Source organism: Psychrobacillus sp. FSL K6-1464 (assembly GCF_038003145.1).
Classification (GTDB): Bacteria; Bacillota; Bacilli; order Bacillales_A; family Planococcaceae; genus Psychrobacillus; species Psychrobacillus psychrotolerans.
In genome coordinates this window covers 317,277-340,630 of sequence record NZ_JBBOOP010000002.1, presented here as the reverse complement: position 1 = coordinate 340,630, position 23,354 = coordinate 317,277, and the positions used below count along the sequence as shown (strand labels likewise).

The 23,354-nt window shown below is 39.6% G+C and carries 21 protein-coding genes; all 21 read right to left on the bottom strand.

Annotated elements, in window-relative coordinates:
- Positions 1-12 precede the first annotated feature (12 nt).
- The 21 genes from MKX39_RS21720 to MKX39_RS21620 all read right to left on the bottom strand — a co-directional run bounded on the left by MKX39_RS21720 (position 13) and on the right by MKX39_RS21620 (position 23,330).
- Positions 13-609, bottom strand: a complete 597-nt coding sequence (locus MKX39_RS21720) for a sigma-70 family RNA polymerase sigma factor (protein ID WP_340765436.1) — start codon at positions 607-609, stop codon at positions 13-15.
- Between the two features lie 29 nt (positions 610-638).
- Entirely contained in the window at positions 639-884 is a 246-nt protein-coding gene (locus MKX39_RS21715; protein ID WP_340765434.1) for a hypothetical protein, read from the bottom strand.
- A gap of 128 nt (positions 885-1,012) precedes the next feature.
- Positions 1,013-1,477, bottom strand: coding sequence for an A24 family peptidase (locus tag MKX39_RS21710; RefSeq protein WP_340771942.1), 465 nt, complete (start codon positions 1,475-1,477; stop codon positions 1,013-1,015).
- Between the two features lie 14 nt (positions 1,478-1,491).
- Positions 1,492-2,100: a hypothetical protein gene (locus MKX39_RS21705; RefSeq protein WP_340765430.1), complete on the bottom strand. Its 609-nt coding sequence runs from the start codon at positions 2,098-2,100 to the stop codon at positions 1,492-1,494.
- A gap of 12 nt (positions 2,101-2,112) precedes the next feature.
- Positions 2,113-2,625 carry a hypothetical protein gene (locus MKX39_RS21700; protein ID WP_340765428.1) on the bottom strand — a complete coding sequence of 171 codons (513 nt, stop codon included), beginning with the start codon at positions 2,623-2,625 and terminating at the stop codon, positions 2,113-2,115.
- Between the two features lie 124 nt (positions 2,626-2,749).
- Entirely contained in the window at positions 2,750-6,400 is a 3,651-nt protein-coding gene (locus MKX39_RS21695; protein ID WP_340771940.1) for an RCC1 domain-containing protein, read from the bottom strand.
- A 130-nt stretch (positions 6,401-6,530) separates the two neighbouring features.
- Positions 6,531-6,734, bottom strand: coding sequence for a hypothetical protein (locus MKX39_RS21690; RefSeq protein WP_340771938.1), 204 nt, complete (start codon positions 6,732-6,734; stop codon positions 6,531-6,533).
- Between the two features lie 98 nt (positions 6,735-6,832).
- Positions 6,833-7,714, bottom strand: coding sequence for a type II secretion system F family protein (locus MKX39_RS21685; RefSeq protein ID WP_340765421.1), 882 nt, complete (start codon positions 7,712-7,714; stop codon positions 6,833-6,835).
- A 12-nt stretch (positions 7,715-7,726) separates the two neighbouring features.
- Positions 7,727-8,659 (bottom strand): type II secretion system F family protein, encoded by a 933-nt coding sequence (locus tag MKX39_RS21680; protein ID WP_340771937.1) that lies wholly within the window; start codon positions 8,657-8,659, stop codon positions 7,727-7,729.
- A 77-nt stretch (positions 8,660-8,736) separates the two neighbouring features.
- A complete protein-coding gene (locus tag MKX39_RS21675; protein WP_340771935.1) occupies positions 8,737-10,107 on the bottom strand; it encodes an ATPase, T2SS/T4P/T4SS family in 1,371 nt (456 codons plus the stop codon).
- 56 nt (positions 10,108-10,163) lie between these two features.
- The gene (locus tag MKX39_RS21670; RefSeq protein ID WP_340765414.1) at positions 10,164-11,552 is read right to left on the bottom strand and encodes an ATPase; all 1,389 of its coding nucleotides are present in this window, start codon (positions 11,550-11,552) and stop codon (positions 10,164-10,166) included.
- A 47-nt stretch (positions 11,553-11,599) separates the two neighbouring features.
- Entirely contained in the window at positions 11,600-12,397 is a 798-nt protein-coding gene (gene cpaB / locus MKX39_RS21665) for a Flp pilus assembly protein CpaB (RefSeq protein ID WP_340765411.1), read from the bottom strand.
- Between the two features lie 18 nt (positions 12,398-12,415).
- A complete protein-coding gene (locus MKX39_RS21660) occupies positions 12,416-14,053 on the bottom strand; it encodes a hypothetical protein (RefSeq protein ID WP_340771933.1) in 1,638 nt (545 codons plus the stop codon).
- 110 nt (positions 14,054-14,163) lie between these two features.
- Entirely contained in the window at positions 14,164-16,314 is a 2,151-nt protein-coding gene (locus MKX39_RS21655) for a type IV secretory system conjugative DNA transfer family protein (RefSeq protein ID WP_340771931.1), read from the bottom strand.
- A gap of 15 nt (positions 16,315-16,329) precedes the next feature.
- Positions 16,330-17,202 carry a hypothetical protein gene (locus MKX39_RS21650; RefSeq protein WP_340765406.1) on the bottom strand — a complete coding sequence of 291 codons (873 nt, stop codon included), beginning with the start codon at positions 17,200-17,202 and terminating at the stop codon, positions 16,330-16,332.
- 112 nt (positions 17,203-17,314) lie between these two features.
- Positions 17,315-18,616: a hypothetical protein gene (locus tag MKX39_RS21645; protein ID WP_340771927.1), complete on the bottom strand. Its 1,302-nt coding sequence runs from the start codon at positions 18,614-18,616 to the stop codon at positions 17,315-17,317.
- Positions 18,616-19,017 carry a hypothetical protein gene (locus MKX39_RS21640; RefSeq protein WP_340765402.1) on the bottom strand — a complete coding sequence of 134 codons (402 nt, stop codon included), beginning with the start codon at positions 19,015-19,017 and terminating at the stop codon, positions 18,616-18,618. Before MKX39_RS21640 ends, MKX39_RS21645 begins: the two co-directional genes overlap by 1 nt.
- Positions 19,018-19,037: 20 nt before the next feature.
- Positions 19,038-19,982, bottom strand: a complete 945-nt coding sequence (locus tag MKX39_RS21635) for a hypothetical protein (protein WP_340765400.1) — start codon at positions 19,980-19,982, stop codon at positions 19,038-19,040.
- Positions 19,983-19,999: 17 nt separating this feature from the next.
- A complete protein-coding gene (locus tag MKX39_RS21630) occupies positions 20,000-20,968 on the bottom strand; it encodes a type II secretion system F family protein (RefSeq protein ID WP_340765398.1) in 969 nt (322 codons plus the stop codon).
- Positions 20,969-20,979: 11 nt separating this feature from the next.
- Positions 20,980-22,572, bottom strand: coding sequence for an ATPase, T2SS/T4P/T4SS family (locus MKX39_RS21625; protein WP_340765396.1), 1,593 nt, complete (start codon positions 22,570-22,572; stop codon positions 20,980-20,982).
- On the bottom strand, positions 22,569-23,330 hold the full coding sequence (locus MKX39_RS21620; RefSeq protein WP_340765394.1) for a hypothetical protein: 762 nt from the start codon (positions 23,328-23,330) through the stop codon (positions 22,569-22,571). Before MKX39_RS21620 ends, MKX39_RS21625 begins: the two co-directional genes overlap by 4 nt.
- Positions 23,331-23,354 lie beyond the last annotated feature (24 nt).

Below are 23,354 nucleotides of genomic sequence, written 5' to 3'. Positions count from 1 at the left end.
GATTTCCTCCCTTTAAACGTTTTCGTGGATATGATACTGAGACTTCATTATTTTTCTGATCTTATCAATGATGTTTTTCTCAATCTTCGAAACATTAGCTTGGCTCATCTCGATAATCTCTGCTATCTCACGTTGGGTCTTGATAATGCCTCTATCTAAACCGAAACGGTATGTCAAAATGTATCGCTCTTTTTCAGGTAAATCGTTGATGATGGCGTGTAGCACATCTGCGTATTGGCCTAGTACTACTTGTTCCTCTAATGACTTTTCTCCGTCATATTGTGGTTCAAGCGTATCTTCTATCAAGAGGTCTTTCCCAAATTCATCTTTAGACAATGCATAGTTCATAGAAACTCCGTTGACGATATGCTTCTTTTCATTGCGTAAGAAGAACAAAATTTCATTATTCATAACATTGATTGCGTACGTAGAGAACTTAACGCCTCTGTCTTTGTCGAAACGATCAATAGCTTTCGCATATCCTAAGAAAGCTACGCTTTGTAATTCATCTAGCGAGATGCCAGATGTTAAGAATCTGTTGGCTACGTAGTACACTAATCTTTTGTGTTCAATTGCATACTCGTCTTTTTCTATCTCTGTTAACATCATCTTTGGTTTTCCCCCTGATATTTCTGTTTTTATAGTTTCAATAGCTCTATGAGCTCATTTTTAGCTGTTCTGATCTCGTTCAGTAATTCTTGAATGCTTGTTGCCTCGCTTGTCATCATTTTATGATCAAGCACTCCGACGATTGCTCTGTCTAGAGTCCCGTAATATCCTATTACTTTTGCTTTCTTTTCGGATTCTCGATATTTTTTCACGACAAAGCTTTTATCAATCGTCTCTAAGAAAAGTCGTTCATTCTGATCTAAACAAATTTTCATTTTGCATACCTCCTCGCTTATTTTCCTTAAGTGTTTCCTGTAGGCGACTTGTGTACTACAGTAAATATATCATCATTACTGTTGACTAACAAGCCTTTTGTTGTCGAACGCCCGTCAATCCGTTGGTATCATTGTAGTATCGTGAAGTTTAATGAACTCATGAAGAGAAAGGCTCCAAGAAAAAACGGCCCCATAGGCAACAATTGAAGCTGTTTTCCAAATAATCTCATCACTAGCACATACACAATAAATGTCGCTGCTGTCATCAAGAAGAAGGGGAAAATTCCGGGGACTCCCATATACAAGCCGATGACTCCAGCTGCTTTGATGTCTCCACCCATCTTTTGGTTTTTCACCATTGCCGGTATAAGCATGAGGACGAATCCGAGGATTGCCCCAATAATATTCATCCATGAAAATCCATGAATGGGGATAGTTATGAACCATAGAATGAAAAAGGTTACATTCAACCAGTTGTAGATCTTTCGATATTTGATATCTGTATAAGTGGCAATAAGCAAAAATGCCATAAACAGAATCGGAATATAGGGAGAATCGAATATCTCCCCCATCAAATTGCTGATGTTCTCCATCTTCTAGTCCCTCCTTAGCCTTCTGAAAACTCTCTATTATAGATAATTCTAGTTACGCTTCGAATGGAAAGTTCTACTTCCCCGTCTTCGTTTTCTCCGATGTAGCTGATCATAAAGTTCTCACTCGAACGAGATTCGTAGTACCATTTGTTCAAGTTTGCAATTTTGTCAAAAAGTCCATGAGCATCGACCGTGACAATCATCACCGAGTCAATCTCAACTTGTGGACGTGGCAAAGTGGATGTACCTAAACCATGAGTATCCTCATAAGAAGAAACGGTCAGTTTGGCATCGTCCGTGTCCCGAATAAAAGTGATATGAGCGGTGTCGTCTTCGACTATCTTCTTATATAGATGTTTTGTACCTTCTTTACTCACTAAATCATTAATATCCGGCTTGTAATTACCAGTCCGGTAATACCTCTCCCATTTCTCTATTTCTTCTTCTTTAACATTTTTCGACAAAGCCGTTACACCCGCAGTATCCATAACAGAGTTGATCTCTTGCAAAGCGAATGAACGTTGCATGATTTCTACAAGTCCTGTGAATACCACGACTGCTACGAGCAGAACAATAACCATCCAAAGGCTCATGGCTCCTTCTTTATTTCTTATTTTCCTCATTGGGTTTCCTCCTTACCATGAGTCGTAACGATATCTAAACTCAGAAACCGTTGAGCGATTATTTGTTAAATAGAAGTCAAATTCACCGGGCAACATCATCGAGAGCATTTCCCACTTGTAATTCACTCTCATCGTTACGTCGATGTCGTCCATATAGTCATATGCAACACCCGAAGTAATTGGTGAACCACCTACTTTAATGGAGTAATCGCCTTCTTTAATGCCTGCTTTGGATAACATATTGGTTACTTGGTTGTCTACCTGACTGCCAGTGTTATACGAAGTTGCTCCTCCTGGATAACCGGTTGGGGCACTGGAGAGCATTCCTCCTTGAACTCCCACAATCCTTGTTACATGTTGAACTGCCTGTGTTGAAGCACCAAATTTCACGCCAATTACGACGATATCAATAAAAGCTGCGAATAAAAGCATGAAAATCAAAATGCTGATTACAAACTCTAAACTCGATAAGCCCTTTTTCTTTTTAGCAATATTTCCTGCCTTTTTTCTTGCGAATAGCCACATCGCATATTCCTCCCTTATCATTCGTTTTTGTATGATATGGGGACGGATTACTTTCTAATCGAAAAATGAGTCCGACGGATTTCAATAAAAAAAACCACCCCAGAAGGAGTGGTTCATGTCTTGTTTAGTTCATAACTGGAAATAATCTCGCTAGGAGCTTGTTATATTCGTTTTCGTCAGACAACATGCTAATTGCGATTTGTGCTATTTGTTGATTGGTGCCTGCCAGAAGCATATCCAATCTCTTTTGAAGTGCTAATCTTTCTTCACTAGATGGAAGTTTATCTATTGCCTCTTGTGCACGTGTGAAGTACGGTTCTCGTTTGTAGCGTTCTGCGAAAGTAACTTGTTGCTCTGCAGCTTTTAGAAGTGCCGGATCCACTTTTACTGGCGGCCCTTCTGTTGGTGGGATTACTGCTGAGATAGCTTCCAATCTATCCTCAAGAGTGGATTTATCAGGGCCATCTTTTAATTTCTCCACAGCTAACTTTGCATTTTCTAGAAACGGCTCGCGTTTTTCTAGTTCCGCGATATATACCTTCTCCATCGCGTCTTTTAGCAATGCTGCCTGTTCTTCTTCTAAAATTACATCGAGAATAGCTTGAATACGCTTATTCAGTGCTGTTTTCACTAAACCTTCTTTTAGTTTATTTACGCTGTCGATTGCATCGGCCAAGTCCAATTCACTTCTAGAAATCTCGGCAGTCTTCACTTTGCTTTCCGCAAGGATTGAACGTTTAAGTTCTTCAATTCGCTCCGTGAGGTTAGCTTTGAGTTGCTCATCGGTTAACTGCTGAATGGCTCTTTCTGCTAGCAAGATGTTGTAATTTGTCTGCATTTTTTCTGCATGAAGAACTGCTTTGGTAGCGTTTTGTCTCAATTCAATATCTTGTATACGTTCTGATAAGGCGGTTTTGTCTTGTCCATCCGGCAATTTCGACACTAGACCTTTTGCTTCGGCTAACTTCTCGCTTGTTGGGTTTTCTCCTAGATTATCCACAGCACCTTTTGCATCTTTTAATAGCCCTTCAATGCTGATTGCTAACTCAAGAGCATCTAATCGGTCCGAAAGATTCATTTTTTCTGTACTTTCATGCAGACCATTCACTAGTTTTCGAGCTTCTTCGATATCAGCATTCGATTTAGAACCTTCCGCTTTCACTACTGCATCTATTGCTTTTGAAATAGCCATTTCCTTCTCCGTTACCTTTGCTCCTTCCACTTCTTGTTCTGTATTTTCTTTGAGTTGGGACTCTGGTAATTGTGTAACTAACTCGTCTAAACCAGCAAGTTCACCACCTTCAATTTTACCCCAAATATTTTCCAATAATTTAATAATGTCGAGGACATCTTGAACGTGGAGTACAACATCTGTTCTGTGAGATTCACTTAATAAAGCTCTAGAACTTTCCAATATCTCGTTCAAAGCATCTTTCATTGCGAGCACATCTGCACGTGTTCCTTCTCCTGTTACCAGATAATTCTTCATATCTAAAATCTCCGTTAACATTTCTTGATACTTGGTATTGGATGAGTCGATTGCACTTTGAATTTTATCCAAACGTGCAGTTAAGATTGTTCTTTCTTCACTTTTTGGTAATGCGTTGACAAGCTTGCGAGACGAGTCGACATCTGTTTGATATTTAGACGCTTCTGCCACAATTACAGAGGTTGTTGCTTTGACTATTTGTTCTGCTAATGCTTTCTCCTCGTCGATTGCTTCTTGGACCTTATCTAAACGAGTAGTTAAACTTATTTTTTCTGTTCCGTCTAGCAGTTGGTTCACTAGTGAACGAGATGAATCTACGTCAATTTGGAGTTTAGAACCCTCTGCTTTCACAACCGATGTTGTTGCAGTTGCAATCTGTTCTGCAAGTGCTTTGGCATCTTCAATTGCTTTTTGTACGACATTCAATCGATTCGTTAAGTTTGTTTTCTCCGTTCCAGTTGGAAGTGCTTCAACTAACGTGCGAGCTACTGTTACGTCGCCTTGTAACTTAGATCCTTCGGATTTGACAACAGAAGCTGTTGCTGTTTCAATTTGAGTCGCTAAATCAATTGCTGTTTGTACCTTTTCTAAGCGATTATTTAAGTTAGTCTTTTCAGTTCCATTTGGTAGTGCCGTAACCAATGACCGAGCTGCCGTTACATCACCTTGGAGCTTAGAACCCTCCGCTTTTAAGACTGCTGTTGTTGCGGTCGCAATCTGTTCTGCAAGTGCTTTGGCATCATCAATTTCTTTCTGTACGACATTTAATCGATTCGTTAAGCTTGTTTTCTCTGTGCCAGATGGAAGATTATTCACAAGTAGACGAGATGCATCCACATCAGCTTGTTGTCTAGAACCTTCAGCTTTTACGACGGACGTTGTAGATGTCGCTATCTGTGCAGCTAAATTGATAGCAGTTTGAACCGTATCTAAGCGAGATGTCAAGTTCGTTTTTTCTGTTCCCGTTGGTAAAGCATTAACTAGCGTTCTTGCTTCTGTCACGTCGGCTTGCAACTTGGATTGTTCAGCTATTATGACTGCTGCTGTCGCACCTAGTATTCCCTCCGTGGGACTTGCATTTACTTTGAACCCTGAAAGTAATGCAGGGATAATTTTATAGGTATTTGTGGTTCCTCCCCATTCGTATACACTGCCGTCCGATGTTATAGCGGCAGCTCCATTAGACCCAGAAGAAATTTCAACTATATCGGAAAGGTATGTTGATTTTACCGGTGTACGACTTTCCTTTTGTGTTCCAAGTCCTAACTGTCCCATATTATTTACTCCCCAACCAGAAAGGGTTTTGTCGGAATTTATAGCAATACTAAAGCCAGCTCCGCCTTCTGTTTCAATTGAATTGCTAATTTTAGGTAGTAATACGGGTAGCAATCTATCTGTTGTCGAACTGTCTCCAATCTGATTCTTGTTGTTTGCACCCCATCCATAAACTTTACCATCTTCTGTAATAGCAAAAGAAGTGGCATTAGAAGACTTAATCTTTTTTATATTAGACAAACCAGCAATTTTCTTAGGGAATCCATTGGAAATTGTTGAATTGTTACCAACTCGTCCGTTTGAACCATGCCCCCACGCCCAAACACTTCCATCACTTGTTAACGCAACGCCAAAATCGCCTCCTGCAGTCGCTTCAACTACATTTGAAACATTTATTTTTACGGGCATTAGGTAGTTCTTTACCCTACTATTAAGACCTAGTTGGTCATAGGTGTTTAGGCCCCAGCCATACAAACTTCCATTCTCTGCAACAGCTAACGAGAAGTAATCTCCTGCACTTACACTTACTATTTTGGGCAAACCTTCTATTTTAGAAGGGGTATATATTATCTGTGTACTCGTGTTTAGACCCAATTGTCCTTGATTATTATACCCCCAACTATATACTTCCCCTTCAGAGGTTAATGCTAAAGAATGATAAGATCCAGTTGTTACTTCAACAATTCCCTCCAGACCATTAATTTTCCAGGGAGTGTGATTTGCGGGATTAGCAACGTCACCTAATTGCCCATAGGTATTCCCCCCCCACGCATAGACATATCCATCGTCCCTTATTGCTAAAGTGTGATTATTCCCAATTGAAATACGCTCAGTGTCTCTGTGAGAAACACTAGCCTCAGCAATTTGTAAAATACTCTTTATGTCTCCATTCCCTGCGTTTACGAGGGTGTATCCCCCCGAAAATAAAATAGCACTAGTCATGATTAGTTTAATAGCTTTTTTACTTAATACATTTTTTACATTGTATTCTTTAAGATTTTTATTTTTCATCTTCTTTACTCTCCTCTTTCTTTTTTGTGTGTAACTCTTCATCATATGTGGGTATTTATTATTGATTCAACATTTGATTTTTTTATAAAAATTCACACATAAAAAAAGACCCCGAAGGGCCTCTCGTTTCTTACTTGTCGCTTCCTGTACCACCATCAGTCCAGTTGGCAACACGACTAGTTGCTTTCTCGATGAATCCTGTGATTGCGTCACGGAACACGAATAAAATTGTCGCGATTACAAGAACCACAGAGAACCATACGATAATCTCTAGGTTCGATGCTCCGTCTTCACCAGACACAGCGTACTTCGCACGATTGATTAGGTTCGTCATTGTCCACTTCTCCTCCTTTTCGTTTGCTCTATCATATTCGGATGCTTCCTTATTCATTCCGAGTATTTTAGGGAGGATTATAGAAATTCGTCGAACCCTTACAAGTTCATGTTCATCATGGCATCAATTGTTGGTAAACCGATTACCATAATTAGACATATCAACATTGGAGCTTGAATCATAATGCCCATCGTTGTTCGTTTTTGGATTTTCATTTCGATATTGAGTTGGCTTAACTCTTTAATACGTTCCGCTTGTGATTCGAATCCTTCTCTTGGATCTCCACCTTGTTCCAGTGTTAATTTTAAGAGAGATACAAACTCGCGAACCTCAAACAGGTCTACTTCGAACTTGAAGGCTTCTAACGCATCGTCTACCCCCATTAGTTCAATATCTACCGCTAATTTTTGAAGAATTGGCTTCCATTCGTCCCCTACATAGCGAATACTCTCTTGCACTGAGGTCGAGAACGTAAGACCTGCTGTTAGATACCCTTCCATAATACGAATGAACTCTGGAAACTCGGAAATCAAACGTTGGACTCGGTTCGATGTGGAGTTGTAGAACAAATAAGCCGGCAATAAGATTAGAGCCCCTCCCCACATACTGGCGAAAAAAGGGGAAGCAGACCAGAGTATTACGGCAAAGAACACCCCTACTACACGGAGTAACCAAAGAAAAACTATAAAGGAAAGTGGTGATTTGAATACTTTATCCCACTTTGCCAATTTGATTTTTCTCCAAGTTACTTCCAGACGATCTACCGAATATCTTTGCGAGAAGAATTGCTCAAAAGGATTTGTTACCTTGCCAATAATCTCACTTATATCGGCATCGTCTTTTCGTTGGAAATTTAATTGTTTCAGTCGTTTTTTATGGATCTTATAGTTTTCTAATGAAAATACAAGAACGAGAATATTTCGAGCAAACATCCATAAAAATACCACCATGAATAGTAATACGAGCCACTTCATTTCCATTTCTTATCCTCCTTAATCGAGTGGTGCCCCGATTTTATTATTGATGAACCACAGAAGAATAACGAACACTCCTGCGATAGATGCTGTTCCTATTTGACCCATCGTTGTTTCTGTCATGAAACGGATGTAATCATCATTAGTAAATACTTGATAGATGGCAAAAATCGGAATGAACGCAAGCATGATGTAGTTCTCTCTCTTCACATTTGCAATTTCACGTTTCAACAAAATTTTTCCTTTACGGTTTTCTTCATATTGTTCATATGCTTGACCGAGTAACTTTAATCGACTAGCTGTATTCCCTGCATCTCCTGCCATCTCATAGTAATCCGCAAGGCGTTCTACGTATCTATTCCCCATGCTTCTAGCCATGTCTCGGAGTGCTTCGTGAATCGGACGACCAAGGGTAACGGCATAAGACAAACGTTTAAGCTCGCTATACACCGGCTCTTCCCCTTTAAATTCTTCTGTTGATAAATGAATAGCTTTACCAAAATCTTGGGTTGTTTCATATCGTTTCAAAATCATGTGAATAAACGAACCCACTTGTTTCTCCATTTTCGTTACACGTACATTTCTAATCATGGCCAAAACTTGCTTCGGCATTAAAAACCCTATGACCAAGAATAAAAAGCCTAACAACGGGTTATTTGTCCCAAGATACATAATCAGTCCCAAAACAATTCCCATCACTACGGAAATAATAAATAATTCCGAATAAGAAATAGGAAAACCTGCTTGTAAGCAAAGTGTTTCGGTGTTATAGCGTCTCGAGTACTTGATTTTATCCTCAATAATCCCGTCTATTTTTCGTTTGATTACATTTTCACGCAATCCGCTTACGGCTTGTTTCTTTCGTTTGTTTAGCTTGTCCTCTTTACTAGACAGAACCGTCATGCTAAGAAGGGCGACCAGTAAGGCAACGCCAATTAATATCCAGTGCATACTCTTTCATCCTTTCTTTTCCTTTGTTTGTGTATGATAGTCATATCGCCCTTCATTCATGACGGAAATCCGTCGAATCATGCAGCAGCTACTTTTTCTACCCATTTCTCGACATCTTCCCATTGCACGCCTCGTCTCATCATGGTGTTTGCTTTTTCCATGGAGATTTTGTTATCCATTACGAAATCTTTCAATGCGAAATCATAATGACAAATCATTTTCAGTTCCATGCGTCGTGTCGAGAAATTGTAGCTAACTTCATGCATCATAGTCATTTTGCGTCCGACTCCTGGAATGTTATCTTGGATGCAAATATAATCCAGTGAGCTTCCGATTATACGCTCTACTACATCGATACCTAGGGCAGGCATGGCCATCAGATATTTCGTCACAAGTCGATTCACGATATTCCAAGGATTCCCACCGTGCATCGTAAAGATGGTTGAGTGCCCGGTTTCCATGCCTTCGACAGCTGCCTGGGCCTCTAATCCCCGAACCTCTCCAACCACAATATATTTTGGTTTCAGACGAAGAGCTGTAATGATTAATTGATCTAGCGGTACTGCTTGTTCAGGGTCCGAACTCTTCACTGATACCAGCTGAAGCGTATGCTCATTTTCTGGGAAAAGCTCTTGAGTATCTTCACATAGGAGCATACGTTTATTTGCTCTTGTTACGTAATAATCGAGGATGGCACGGATCGTTGTCGTTTTACCTGAACCCGTTATACCTGCATAAATGAGGTTAGATTCTCCAACAACCACTAACCCAAGCAAGTCAGCGATTTCTTCTGAGACTACTTTGTAATTAATAAGGTCATCTCGTTTAATGTGGTCTTCGGAATGCTTACGCAATGTTAACGAATAACCACTTGGTGAAACTCGAGGACTAGTCGCACATCCACGGTCTCCATACAATTCAAAATCGACAATCTTCTTATCTCCGTTGTTGATTTCCTTCCCTGCTTCTTGTAGAAAGCGAAAGAGCGTTTCGTTGTAATGTTTTTCATTCTTGAAGATATGTTCATAACGGGCATTCTCTCCGTTTCTCTCAACGAAAATAGTGTCCCATTTTATGCAATAAATATCTGAAACTCCAGGATCTTCAAAAGCCTCAGCTAATACAGAGTACCCTTTGATTTCATGCGTACACTTATGGATAAATTTATGGATCTCATTCTGTTCATAACCTCGTATGCGGAGATCTTCTTTAAATACGATATCCGAAACCAAATTTTTATAACGGTCAAATTGTTTTCGGAAGAAAGGTTTATCTTTTTCTTTTTTTTCATTTCCAATTCCTTGCTCCGACAATTCTTTCAATCGTTCTCCTAAATGTGTGCGGACGATTTCTATTGCTTCTTCTTCGTCTAGGACTCTCTTTCCAGTATTCTTGCCGCTTCTCATTCCTGCTAGTGACTTGCGAATATTATTTAGATTTTGTTCCATCTATGCTTCCCCCTTGTTTTTCGTTTGAATGAAAAAAGCCCCCGAAGGAGCCTTTATTATCCTTTGTAGAAAAGGCCTCTCTTTTTCTTCTTTTTATACTGAAGTGCTTCTGTCTCTATCTTGTCAAAATCTTTAATAGGCCAAATTTGATTCGCCACTTTCAAAATTTCATAGCGAGTTTTGAGTGTTGCGTCATCTTCATCAAGCACTACGGGCGTTCCCTCGTATAATCGATTTAAGAAGACTGGTTTTGGCAATTGCGGTATACGTGACTCTAGTTTAAAGTCAGAGTCATCAATATGTTCCGCCGTGAAGATTAAATCCTCAACCTCTGTGTTATCCTCTGGAACATAGTCTTCGTTCAGAACATAACGGACTTTGTCCAGCACACCGATTTCTCGAAGCACCTCTTTATAACGATTATTGTTTCGAATGTTATTGAAATCTAGATTTAAGATGTAATAACAAGACTTCGCCATTTGGAGCAGCGGGTACGTCGTTACATGCGACAAACTAGAATTGGTGTCCACGATTACGATGTCAAATTTCTTTGCCACCGATTCAATTAGGTAAGCATAGTGATAAGGTTTTACCTTCTCCAACTGACCGAATGACAGCTGACTGCCGACCAAAGCTTCTAGATTTTTCACTTTCGGGTATGGATGAAAACAGCTACGAATGTATTCGTCTACTTTCTCGACATCTTCTAAATCCCCAGTCAACGTTCCATTTTCATTAACGATCGTAGAGATTTTATCGATTGCTGATTTTAGATGTTTTTTTTCATCTTCTATTTGAAGCAGTGTTCCAATAGATAAATTCTGCAAATCGGCTTCAATAATGGCAACGCGTGGTTTGCGGCCATTAACTTCTATCCCGCTACTCGCAATAGCCGTAGCTATGTTAGAGGAAAGGAAGCTTTTTCCTGTCCCTGGTTTAATGGAACTAATAACAAATACGTTCTTGTAAGTGTTTTCGTCCTCGTCCTCTATCTCTTCAGGAATAACAAACTCTACTAATTTCGCAGGTTTTGTTTTTACCTGTTTGACCAAGTACTGCATCTGTTCTAGGGTTCTAGGTTCTTTAAACAAGTTGTACAAACTATTAAATGATAGTTTATCGTCATGTACGATGTCGTATATCCCGCTCATCACTAATATCCCAAGGGATTGAATACGAGATTCATCTTTTTTTTCAACAAATCCAGACAAATAAATGATTCGTAGTTGAGGAAACTCTTTTGATAGGTCTAGAATTAATTGCGTAGTCGATTCTTGCCCCGACAATCCTTCCCCTAGAAGTACTATGTCTGGTTCATGCTTCTGGATTTGTTCTTTCACTTCACTTTTATAATCCGCTCCGCCGACGACTTTAAAGCCATCAAACTTGTGTACGGAAGCATCTATTTCTTGTTGACCACTTGCTGTAATTACTCGTTTTTCCATGAAATCGGGCACGCCTTTCTAAAAAGACATGCCCGCACCTCCCTTTCTTATTCGCCTTGCGGACGATTAGTTTCAACTTCAACCGGTGCTACGAATTGTTTCTCATAATCGCCTAGGACAAATCCTAAAGTTTCATATGTTTCTGCTTCAGAGAATCTAGCAACCATGGAAATACTGCCTTTTGCTTGACGTGCTGAGATTTCTTCCGCTTGATCTAGTGTCACAGCGACTGTTAATACAGCAAGCTCTCCACCTACTCCATCTTCATCTTCTGATGTGTATCCCGATTCAGAACGGTCAACATATGGAATTCCTTCTTTTGTAACAACATTGTAGACAATTACATCTTGAAGGAATGCTTTAGAATAGATAAAATCAGACTCTTCCATCGCTAAGTCACCCTCTACCTTAGCCTTGCCGCCATCTTGATAGATTAGGTCTATCTTGTCTCCACGCTCCAAGTTTCCACCAATACCTGATTCAAGACTTACAGGAATACTCATTTTTCTATAGCGTTCAAGGTCCATTGAGTCAAATGGATCTTGTTCTCCTTCTTTGATAACGTTATCTTTATATACATACTGTCCTTTAAATACAGGAGAGCCGATAAACATACCTTTGAGGTCTTTTTTATCTGTAACAAAGTTATCCTGAACCCCTTTTGCTGGTATTTCGATTTGTGTGATGTCTGCTTCCTTGATTTCTTGATTAGCTTCCATGTCGGCTGTATACACATACACCTTCGTCGGTTCAATTTCCTTTTGTGTGTAATTCATAAAGAAAAATATTGCCCCGCCAATTAGTGCAACTTGTATGAACAAAATGGCCATACGTTTCATTTTCATCTGTTTTCCTCCTTAGTTTTATAGGTGCGTCAGCAGCGACTTAATCGGTGCCCGCATAAATGATCTGGATTGCAATATGGATGGCATGCCGTTGTAGTTATCTACAAGACACTCTTTGTTCGCGTTTGGAAAGGAGACCACTGAATTAATCTCTAGCCACTCTTTCACACGCTTTTCATCTAATTCGAACTTTTCATATTTATTGAGTATAAAAACACCCTTCAAGCCAAGATCAATACCCACTTTTGTGAGACCGCTAATTGCTTTGATCGTTTGACCAAGTACAGCTACGTCTTGCGTAGTAACAAAAAACACCTTGTGAGCGTAAGTCATAGCTTGAATAGTCGGCTCATACTTCGTATCAGATGGGACATCTAGCACTACATAGTCGTAACTTCCCTGGAATAACAAGTAGAGATATAAATCTTTGGCTAGATTGATAGGAGCAATAGATTCACGAGAAGTTTTTCCCTTTATCATGAAGCTCCCTGAGAAATACAGGCAGTCCAGTTGATCAGGAAACTTCTTGTGCACTTTTTGCATATCGCTTGGTTGTTTTTTCTCCTCTTTCAAACGTGTCACGGCATTCATTACTTCCGGCAATTCTTCTTCTAAAATCGCCATGAGTGCTGAGTCTATACCTTTGTCTAGGTGACCTAGCTCGTACCAATATCCCGTAGAAGCCAAAATCTCGTTCCATTCGACATACAGGACACGATGTTTTTTTGCTAATTCCACCGCTGTATTGAAAGCGATGGTCGTTGTACCAACACCTTCTTTAGCCCCTACGAAGGTTAGTATTTTTTGTTTGTTACCCAATATCATCGTTTTATCGTCTTCGAGTGTTCCTCTCAGACTCCAAATCTTATTGAGGAGTGGGTTCGTCTTTTCCCCTTCATGCTCTTTCTTTGGGGTTTCTTCTTTTACTTCCGGTATGGGTTCAGGAGATTTTTTTTGTGCTATTTTCTCCTTTTCTTTTTTCTTCCGTATCGGAAGAGAAGCATTTTCTTCTTTTTTCGGTATTTCTTCTGGCACTTCTTCCGGTACTTCTTCTATTAATTTTTCTACCGGTTCCTCCTGTTTTTTTGTTTCATGTGCTGGGAATACAGCTGTAGCTTCTTTTTCAACTCTCTTAGGCTCCGGTCGTTCATCGGCTTGCACATAGACAGTCGTCGTGTGCTCAATAGTCTCTCCTGGTAATGCATCTGGAGCTTCATAGAGAATCTTGTTCAGCTCTTCGTCAAAAATAGGTTTCGGTTGTAAATGTCTAACCCGAGCATAATCATTCGGATAACGCATTACCCCTATCACATCTTTAGCGTTGATCTTTTCACCGTACAACACGTCATAGATTCCATAACTAACTAAGTTAGCTAGAAGCGAATCACCCGCAGCACGATCTCCTGCAAGAAATACAATACGCACTTCAGGGAATTGTGCTCGAACCGTATGAACGATTGTTAAAATATTCTCTTTACCATCTAAATTTTCTCGGATGATTAGTATATCTGGTTTTTTTTGTGATATTCCTCGAAGTATACCTTCTCGATGAACAGTAGCTCCTACGAATTGGAATTCGGGCGTGTGCGTCTTTTCAAGAAATTCTTCTAATGGACGGTACCCAATTGCCATAAATACTTTGTTTGCATTTTTCAAGGATTTGGTTCCTCCTTCTCTTTTTCTGTATTCTATGGAAGACTCATGTCTTTCATATCTGAAAACGGACGAACAAAAGCGAAAGCCCTCTGCTAAGGAGGGCTTCTTGCTTAGATAAGGTCATCGTCGTGTGAATACGGCGAATCATTTTGATGCATGTGGCGGTAGTCTTGGTCTTGCATGTCATCAAACTTGCGGTGAGAAGATTGTTTGGAAATGTCCTCCATCGTATCTTCCTCGTCAATCACGATCTCCTCGAAAACGCCATCTTCTATTCCTGGGAGTGTATTATCGCCATTGAATTCATTCATTTCCTTCTCATCCATCAGTATTACTGGTTCTACATTCAATACGTCTTCCATTACAACTTCTTTTGGAGCCTCTTCTTTGGACATGAATGTTTCATTGAACTCTTCCACCATGGCGTCGAGCTTTTTGTTCAGCTCTTTTGGAATAAATTCTATTTCTCCCACCGCTGGTGATTTCACGGAGTTGTTTTCTATTAACACATAGGTGATTTCTCCAAAGTCCTTATAAATAAGATCACTTGGTGAGAACCTAGCTTTAAGCTCCTCGACTTCTCGGATAGATTCCGAATCGTAGTTCATCGGCTTGATTCCTTTAAGTGGATTGAACTTTTGCCTAGTTGTACCAATCTGTGTCGTTTTCTCTAATATCTCGCCAAATTGCATTGAATAGTAACGGGCATCCTCTATATTTCCACCCGGATAAAGAACAATATTACGAGCATTTGTCGATACCAATTCGATAAAGCTTTTTCCGTCACGACCGGAACCCATACCGATTAAGGCTCTATTCTGTGTCGCTAAATGAGAAGCCACGCGGTAAGAACGTCCTTGTGTTAACATGTCTGCAAATCCTGGATTCGAGTAAGTTTGAAACTCATCTATATAAAGGAAATGTGCACGTCGAGTGTTCTCATTTCCGGGTCTTCTGAATACAGAGGCTTGAAACTGTAAGATGATAAAGTACCCAAGGAATTTACCAAGGTCACGAAGGGCACCCTGAGCAGTCGAGATAGTAATAACGCCACCCTCAGCCAAGTGTTTCTCGAAATCAAGGTCGTTTTCACCGTTTTCTGGGTTTAAGACTCTTCTTAAGTACTTGTTGGAAGTGATTTTAGAAACCTGTGAACGAACTCCAGAGGTGTTGTCGTATGTTTTCGATTTTTCATTGAAGTAGTCGTTTAAGAACCAAGCAGCAATATCTGCGTTCTCTTTCGCAATTTCTGCGGTTTCTGCATTCAAACGACTAAATTCTGTTACCATTTTTCGTCCCATACCTCCTGAGTTATGGATAAGGCGAGACAATTCAATGAGTGTTGCTTTGTTTCCCATTAAGCGTTTCAGTACTTTAAGAGCATTACGAATTAAGTTTTCATTTTGATCTAAGAAGAACTGAGAGGAATCAGGACTTAGCATTTTGAATGTCGTTGCAATACTCTCAATTACCTCATCTTCTTTTCCATGTAAAGGGTTGAAGATAGGACAATTCGGCAAAATAGGATTGAAATATACTGCTTTCCTACCATAATGTTCAGCCATTGCGTAGACTTTTTCAGCCAAATCACCTTTTGGCTCAATCACCGTAATTCCGGCTGATAAATTCTGCATGTCCTGATTGATTAGCGGAATTATCGTTTGACTGGTCTTACCGGAACCTGTTGGACCAAGTACGAGCATGTGAAGGAATCGATCCTTAAATTTCCAGATGACTGGCTTCTTCGTTTCTTTATTGTTGCAAAGAACAACATCTCCCAATTCTGTCTCGGTATTGTTCTCGATTAATCCAAGTCGCTCGATGAGAGATGTATCTCTTAACATACGGAATGTCTCTTGACGCTTATCATTTTTCATGACAGCAAACGATATCATCACAATCAATACATCTACTAATATATTTAAAGAGAAAATTGCCATTCCTTTACCTGGAGTTTTCTCGTCTATCCAATTGGCAAATGTTACGCCAAAATGCGTGGTAAAGGACATAGCAAGCAATCCAATACTTGCTTGGAATAAATACATACCGAAATTCTTTTCTTTATCCTCCGCTTCGTCTTTCGTCAGTAAAAATACTGTTGTCGTGACAACAAACAAGAGCACGGTCATAACCAGTGATGAAAATCGGAATAAGTGTTGGCAAAACAAGAACACGAACTGCATGCCTACTGCTGCCACCATTAAATGTAGGCAATATGGACCTACTCTCTTTTGAAACGCTGGAACATCTATTTTTTTCATAAGTTTCTCCTTTTCTTATTGATTGATTCTTCCTAGCACATCAAACCAAAATCCAACTGTTTCATATGGTGCAGATTCATCCTTTATGATGTGATAAACCTGATAACTTCCATATTCATCATTTTTCAAGATCGCCGTGTGGTTGTAGCCGTCCATTACAAATGGAATTTCGTAAACTTCCGCTTCTCCGTAGCTTCCTCGAATGTCTTTCAATATAAGTTGCTTGTCAGAGAACGAATCGTCGTTCACTTCCAAACGAGTTACTTTTCCGATTTCGATACGTTTTTCTTCCTCTTCAAAAATTGGTAAGGCACTATCTGCATTTAAGATAGCAAGCGTTTTAGCTTCCTCGTCGACGACCATTGTTGCTGCTAACGTCAACTCTGGGATAGACAATCCTTTTGCAATGTTGGATGCCCCACCTGCAGACAATGGATGATCATGTGTCCCTTCAGTTAATTCACTCATCACACTCAGTGCATAATGCCACTTTTGTCCTTCTTCACTAAGCTCAAAGGATTCTGCATGCCCTTCGATTAATGCGTAGCCGTCGTGAAACTGAAAGTTTTGCACTAAATTAAACAGTTCTGTTCTGGTTACACTCCATTTTGCTTCGTCGAAAGAAGCGACCTCTCGTTTCACCTCTACGGTTTGATGCGTTCCCGTTTCCCACTTTTCTTCTTGCACTACTTCTTTTTCTTTTACCACGACTTTATCGTGTTCGGTTTCCGAATGTTCAATTACACTAACATCCGACTTTTTCTCCGTATCGTTCCCTATGGAATCTTGATTGGTAAACGTCACAACTAGGAAAACGATCAATAGCAAAAAGCCAATTGCGACAGCCCCGATAACGAATTTCTCGTCCTTGCTTCTTTTCTTTTTCACCTATCACACCTCATATTCGTTTTTGCATTATATTCACCAAAAGACTTTTAATCACAGAAAAAGAAGTGCATAAAAAAAACACGCTACGATCCGCGTGTTTACAACTCCTATTTTATTGAGCATCTCCTATTTCTACCTCACCCAAGATAGGAATAGTCCTTACTCCGTCTCGGAACCACATAGAGATTTCACCAGGTGTTTTCGTCAAATAATATCCGTCCGCTACCAGTTCTACCACTTCCCCTTTTGGTATCTGAAGAAGTTTTTTCATTGCGTTTCGATTAGTATCCACTTGCATCACTTCCGTTGGTGATATGATATGAATGTTTTCCCCATTCTTTTTCATTTCATAAGCGGCACTTCCAATTTCCAGAAAGTCGATAATGGCACTAGAAGTCAAGTCAATAATAACTAGTAATGATTTTTCCTTAGATGCCTCCGTTAAAATAAATAATTGATCTCCTTCGATCACCATGGATTGCACTTCACGACTCAAGAGAATGCTTTTTTCCTCATTGATTTTTGAAATAACCAGCTGCTCCCCGTACGCTATAGCCGTAACATTATTCGCAAATGCATAGGCTGAAGCTGTTGGAAAAGCGGTAATTTTTCCAGCTCTGCTGACCAAATGATTAGTTCCATCCGTGTGAGTGACCATTAATCCCGCCATGGTCTTTTTAACACCGGAAACGTCATTTGTATCATAAGCGAAGCTTTGCTCTTGAATTTCACCGTCCTTGCTCATCTGGATATGCCCGACCTTACCTTCTGTTGCAAAAGCAAAGCTTCCGTCCACTTCCGAACTAGACACGATGAATGCAGTTTTTGTTTCGATTACCTCTTTTTCTACTATTTCTTCGACAACTTCTTCCTGCACTTCTTCTTTTGTTGGTGAGACAGTTAAGACTTCTTTCAGAAATTTGTAAGTCTTCCCTGGATAAATTGGGTGCATCTCCTGACCGCCATTTACTGCTTTGACTTCACGTAACATCGTCGCGACGTCCTTATTCGGCGTAAGGGATTCTTGTATTCTCCAAGAATTATCTCCTGGAAATATAGAAATCTCTACGACTTCGTATCCTTTATGAGTAGCTTTAGCAGGGTCCACTTTCACTTCATTTTTAGGCTTCTTCTCCGTTTTCACTACTACTTTTTCCATTTTCTTTCCTACTACTTCTTGCCGTACAAGAGGTTCAATCTTTTCTTCACTCAATTTCTCTCCGTTTACAGCAGAAACGACACTAAAAACTCCAGAACCGTTATGTAGGAGTAGATAATTAGGCAAGCCTTCTTCTTGAAAAAATGAACTCATGATGGTCGGCGTCTGTAAACCATTGCTCATGCCTAAAAAGGCAGTTGGTAGGGTGCCGGTTATTAATAAAACGGCAATAATCAATTCTGGTGATTTTTTCATCAATTCTCCCCCTTTTCCTGATAGCGAACTGGCCATTTTCGGTAAGGAGTTACGTACAGATTCTCTATTTCTTGTTCATTTGCATCTATTGGCACTTCATATCGTTCGATTTTTTCATCTACTTCCGCCAAAAACATTTTTTCTTGATGAAGTCCTGTCAATTCTTGTAACTGATTGAGTTGATAGGCTTTGCGTTCGTCTCTCAACCTCCCCATCTCCCGATAAGAAAGAAAAGAGACGAATAAGAAATAGGCTCCTAGATAGTAGTAATCGAACATAAATCCAATGACAGTAATCGTCATACCAACGGAGGCAAATAACAACATTCCTTGTAACCAGAGAGCTTTTAGTATCTTTTTCTCAAATTCTTCATTTGTAATGATGAGTTGTTTTTTTCTCATTGTCTTTTTCCTCCTTCTTATTAGAATCCAAATAAGGAACTTGAACTAAAGCTGTTAATACCAGAAATAATGATTGGCACAATACCTAAGAGTAGCAATGCCGCAAATGGAGGCCCCATTGAGAACTGGGAGAAAACCATTTGTTTAATATCATTTTTTCGTTTTACATCATTTGTTTCATCTGTCAGGCTACGCATATTTCCTTCAAGAATTGTGACTGTCTCATTTTTCGCATACTCCCCGATATCTTCGAGCAGATCAAACAACTCCGAAAATCGACCGGTAGTGAACTCTCCCTTCAAATAACGCATCCCTTCAATGGGATTGCGTGCATATATTCGGTAGCCTTGTTCAAAGGTCTCGCGGTGATAGGTGTTGAGTTTCGACAAAGCGAATAATACTTCACGTACCGTTTTGTTCGATTTCAACATGAGAATGACGAACATTTGAATCATCGGTAATTCTTTATTAAAACCAACCAACTCTTTCTTTGCTTTGTTCTTCAAATGAAACTTTGGATACATTGCTAACACTAAAAACAAGAGGAATACCAGCAACGATTTTCCTGTAGATACGTCTCCAGGTCCATTTGCATTTGTCTCAATATTAAAAACAACGGAGAAAATGGTGCTTGTATATGGTATCAAGTAAATCACCACAATAGACAAAAGAATAGCTCCTATTAGTAAGGAAAAATGAAACGCCATAAAGCTTCTTACAGTAAAGCGTTTGTTAAATCGACTCATATGAAGCAACATTTTCATATGTTCTCCTTTTTTCGTCAAGTCGAGATCATCTTCCACAAACCATTTGAACGGGGCTAGAAAAGATAGTTGGTACATTATGTTAAAGAATCCACTAGGAAACCGTCTAATTGTGTGAAGCTCTTTACGATGAATAAGGTGTGCATACAGGATGATGGTAGCAATGACCAGCCATACTGCAGCAAATAAAACATAGTACATAGTGTTTTCCTCCTCTATTATATTGCTCGCTTGGATAGCACGAGATTGATAATGACTGTAAATCCGACCATAGTAATTCCTGCGATCAACATAATCATGCCCTGCACCGTTTCGAAGAAGAACTCAATAGTCCCACTCGTAAAATACAAATTGGCAAAGAACGCGATAATTGCCATACCCATCAAGATATTGTTTAAAGCCACCGTACCTTTTTTCTCGGTGATGCCTTGAGACTTCACAAGAGCCTCTTTTTCAATCATGGAAGCCATGTCTGCAAGATTTTGTACGATATCTCGCTTTTTACTTGCATCTCGATAAGAAGTTAACAAGAAGGAGAATGCATATACCCATGTATTATCAATTTCTTCTGCGAAGTCCATGATTGCTTCATCCGGATTTTCGGTCACCAACTTCCTCGATAATTCGATAAATCTGGAACGAAGTGGTTCGCGGATACTCTTGCCGGCTTCATAGATAACCGTCTTTAAATCGCCTGTCTTTGTAAGTGCTTTGATGACGTGCCTAATAGCATTTGGCAATTCCTGTTCGACATACAAATCTATCGAATCTGTTGCTAGCTCAATCGATTTCTGGGCAAACTTATGAAAAATGTACGGTACAGCTAAAGCCAATATCACTTTTCCAATGATTAAGAAGAACAAAAAGATCACTGCTTCTGCCACCAGAATTAAATGGTAGAGACGTTCTTCTTTTTTCGGATTTTGTTTAAAGAAATATAGCAACTTAATCTGTTTCCGTAGCGATTTGAAATAGGTGAATTCCTGCGTTTTACTACGCTTCTTGTTTTTCTTTCCTTTTGCTTTTGTTTCTTCGAATCGAGCCATTTCTCGTTTTTTTCGCATATCTTTCGCATTTCGTGAATACAGTAAAAGCCCAATCATTACAGAAACGAACAGGAGGAACCCAAAAAACTCGGGTCCCAGTTCGGAAGTAATCTGGAAGAAACGTTCACTTATGTTTGTCATGTTTTCCCCTCCTATAGGCCTTCCATCTCTGAATATGGAATATACTCATTAAGACGTTCCTTTAATCGTTCGCTTAATCGATGATCTGTTTGTTCGTATTGACCTTTTGTAGGGTCTTCTTTGTCTTGAACCCAATGTAAAAGTGTATTCAAGCGAGTGAACTCCCGATTGTCGTCCAGGATCATCTCACTAATTGACTTAATACGAATTTCTTTTCCAACCAAACGCATTATGACAACAATATTGATGGAATTGGCTAATTTATTTCGGATCACCATCGGATTGCCCGCACTGTCGCCCATATACATATCCACACACATGTCTAAAAATGCATAATCATCTAATGCATGGGCTGTAAACATATTCCCCTTGGTTTTCAGATTGGCTTCATGTACTTGTTTGAATTCATCCCCACGAGATTCGGGGATAATGATTCGAGAAGCTGTCGTACGTAACGCAGCTCTGACTAGTTTTTGAAAGGTAAACCCCTTCTCCTCATCCACGTTCAAGTTGATAATGTCATGCCCTTTCAAAACACGGTCTATGTCTGTCTCTGAAACAGATGCAACAACCACTTTACGCTCGGATTTAGGAGTATTAGTTAAAAGATAGTTTATTAGGGTCGTCTTACCAGTACCCATCTCTCCACCAATTCCGATGTTCGCTTTACCGACAACCAACACTTTCAACAATCGGTCAATAAAGTCATTTACTGTCCCGCTGGCTTTCATATTTTCTAAGTCAGGTACGAAATTTCCAAATTTACGAATGTTCATAACATATGACTCGGAAGCATCAGGAATAATGATATTTACACGATCTCTATTGGAACGAGTTGCTTCTACGAGTGCATGTTCGACACTATTAAGTTCTTTATTTGAGAAAGCGATGGAGCGAGAGAACACATTGGACATTTCTTCAATAGAAGAGAATTCTTTGTTGTATCGAATTTTCTCTCCTTTTTTAATGTAATAAATATCCGTATGAAAGGTAGGGTAAATAAACCCATTAACCATTATCTCTCCAACTTCTGGATTATCATCAATCTCTTGCAAAATCCCCATTCCATACAGGTGCGAATAGATATAAGTAGTGTAAGATTCGACTTGATGCTCAGACACGCCATTTTCTTTGGAAAGAATTCCGCGTATTTTGGACTCTACATAATGACGAGCGTCGGAATCAATCGTACATCTATTTAATCGGTCGGTATGTTCCTCTACTTCTAGAGAAGTACCTGCAGGATTGTCCATTTCTTCCTTGATAATCTCAATTAATCGCTCTATTTGTGTTTTTTCTTGTCGTTCTGAGCGTTTTTCTTCTGTCGTTCTTGGATCAAGACCGAATCTTGAAGCTACATCGACTTCTTCTGTCTTAATAATTTCTTCTTTTGAATCTCTGTACACCAGTCTTACATCACCATCAATGGAATCTAAAGATTGGAAGTTGTCTTCGCTCAGCAAATATTCAAATAGTTCTCGTTTGTCTTTCGTAAACGCCGTTACTGTAACCGGTGGGTAATGTGTCTCACAAGTAACATGATGGACACCACTCACTTTACCGTTATGTTTAATGGAAATAGGATTCCCTTTTATTTTCATCATTGATACCTCCGAATCATTTTAGCGTGAACATCCGCCCAGACTTGCTTGTTCTTTGATTTCTTTTTCCACTTCGAGTTGTCTAACATATCCAAATGATCGACTGTCTTTTCGTCGTATACGATAAATCCAAGTGCTTCTACTGGGACATCCGATTTACCAATACTTTCACTAACGCCACCCTTTGTAGTTGCTTGATAACGGTTGTAAACGATGCCTATTGGCTCTTCAGATGCATAGTACTGAGAGATTCGACGAAGTGCTCTGGAAACTGTTTTCGCATTGGTAAAATTGTCTTCAGTTACAAGAACTGCTCGGTCGCACATAATGAGTGTTTGAACCATTGCAGGACATGTAGGAAGCGTACGAATTGCCAAAATAACGGTGTCATAATTTTCTTTTGCACATTCTATGATTTTCTCAATATGAACTGAATCCACATGACCAGTTATGCCTGGTTGATTTGTTCCTCTCAAAACATCTATCCCGATTTGCGTTTCGGTAACTTGGGACATTAAAACCTCTCGAGCCAGCGGTTCTAGTGGGGGTATCATGCTAAATAGACCATCAAATCCATGATCTTCATCTTCTTTGACAAAAGCTTCTGCTAGATAAGGATAATCAAAGTCAAAATCAATTAACAAAACGTCCCCGTACCCTTTCTTGCTTGCTTTCTTAGATTCACACGCTAGATGTAGAGCTGTATATTTAGCTCCTCCACCCGGAACAGCTGATGCTACTGCGTAAACTTTTCCTTCCATAAACGAATGGGTACAAGAGGTTGT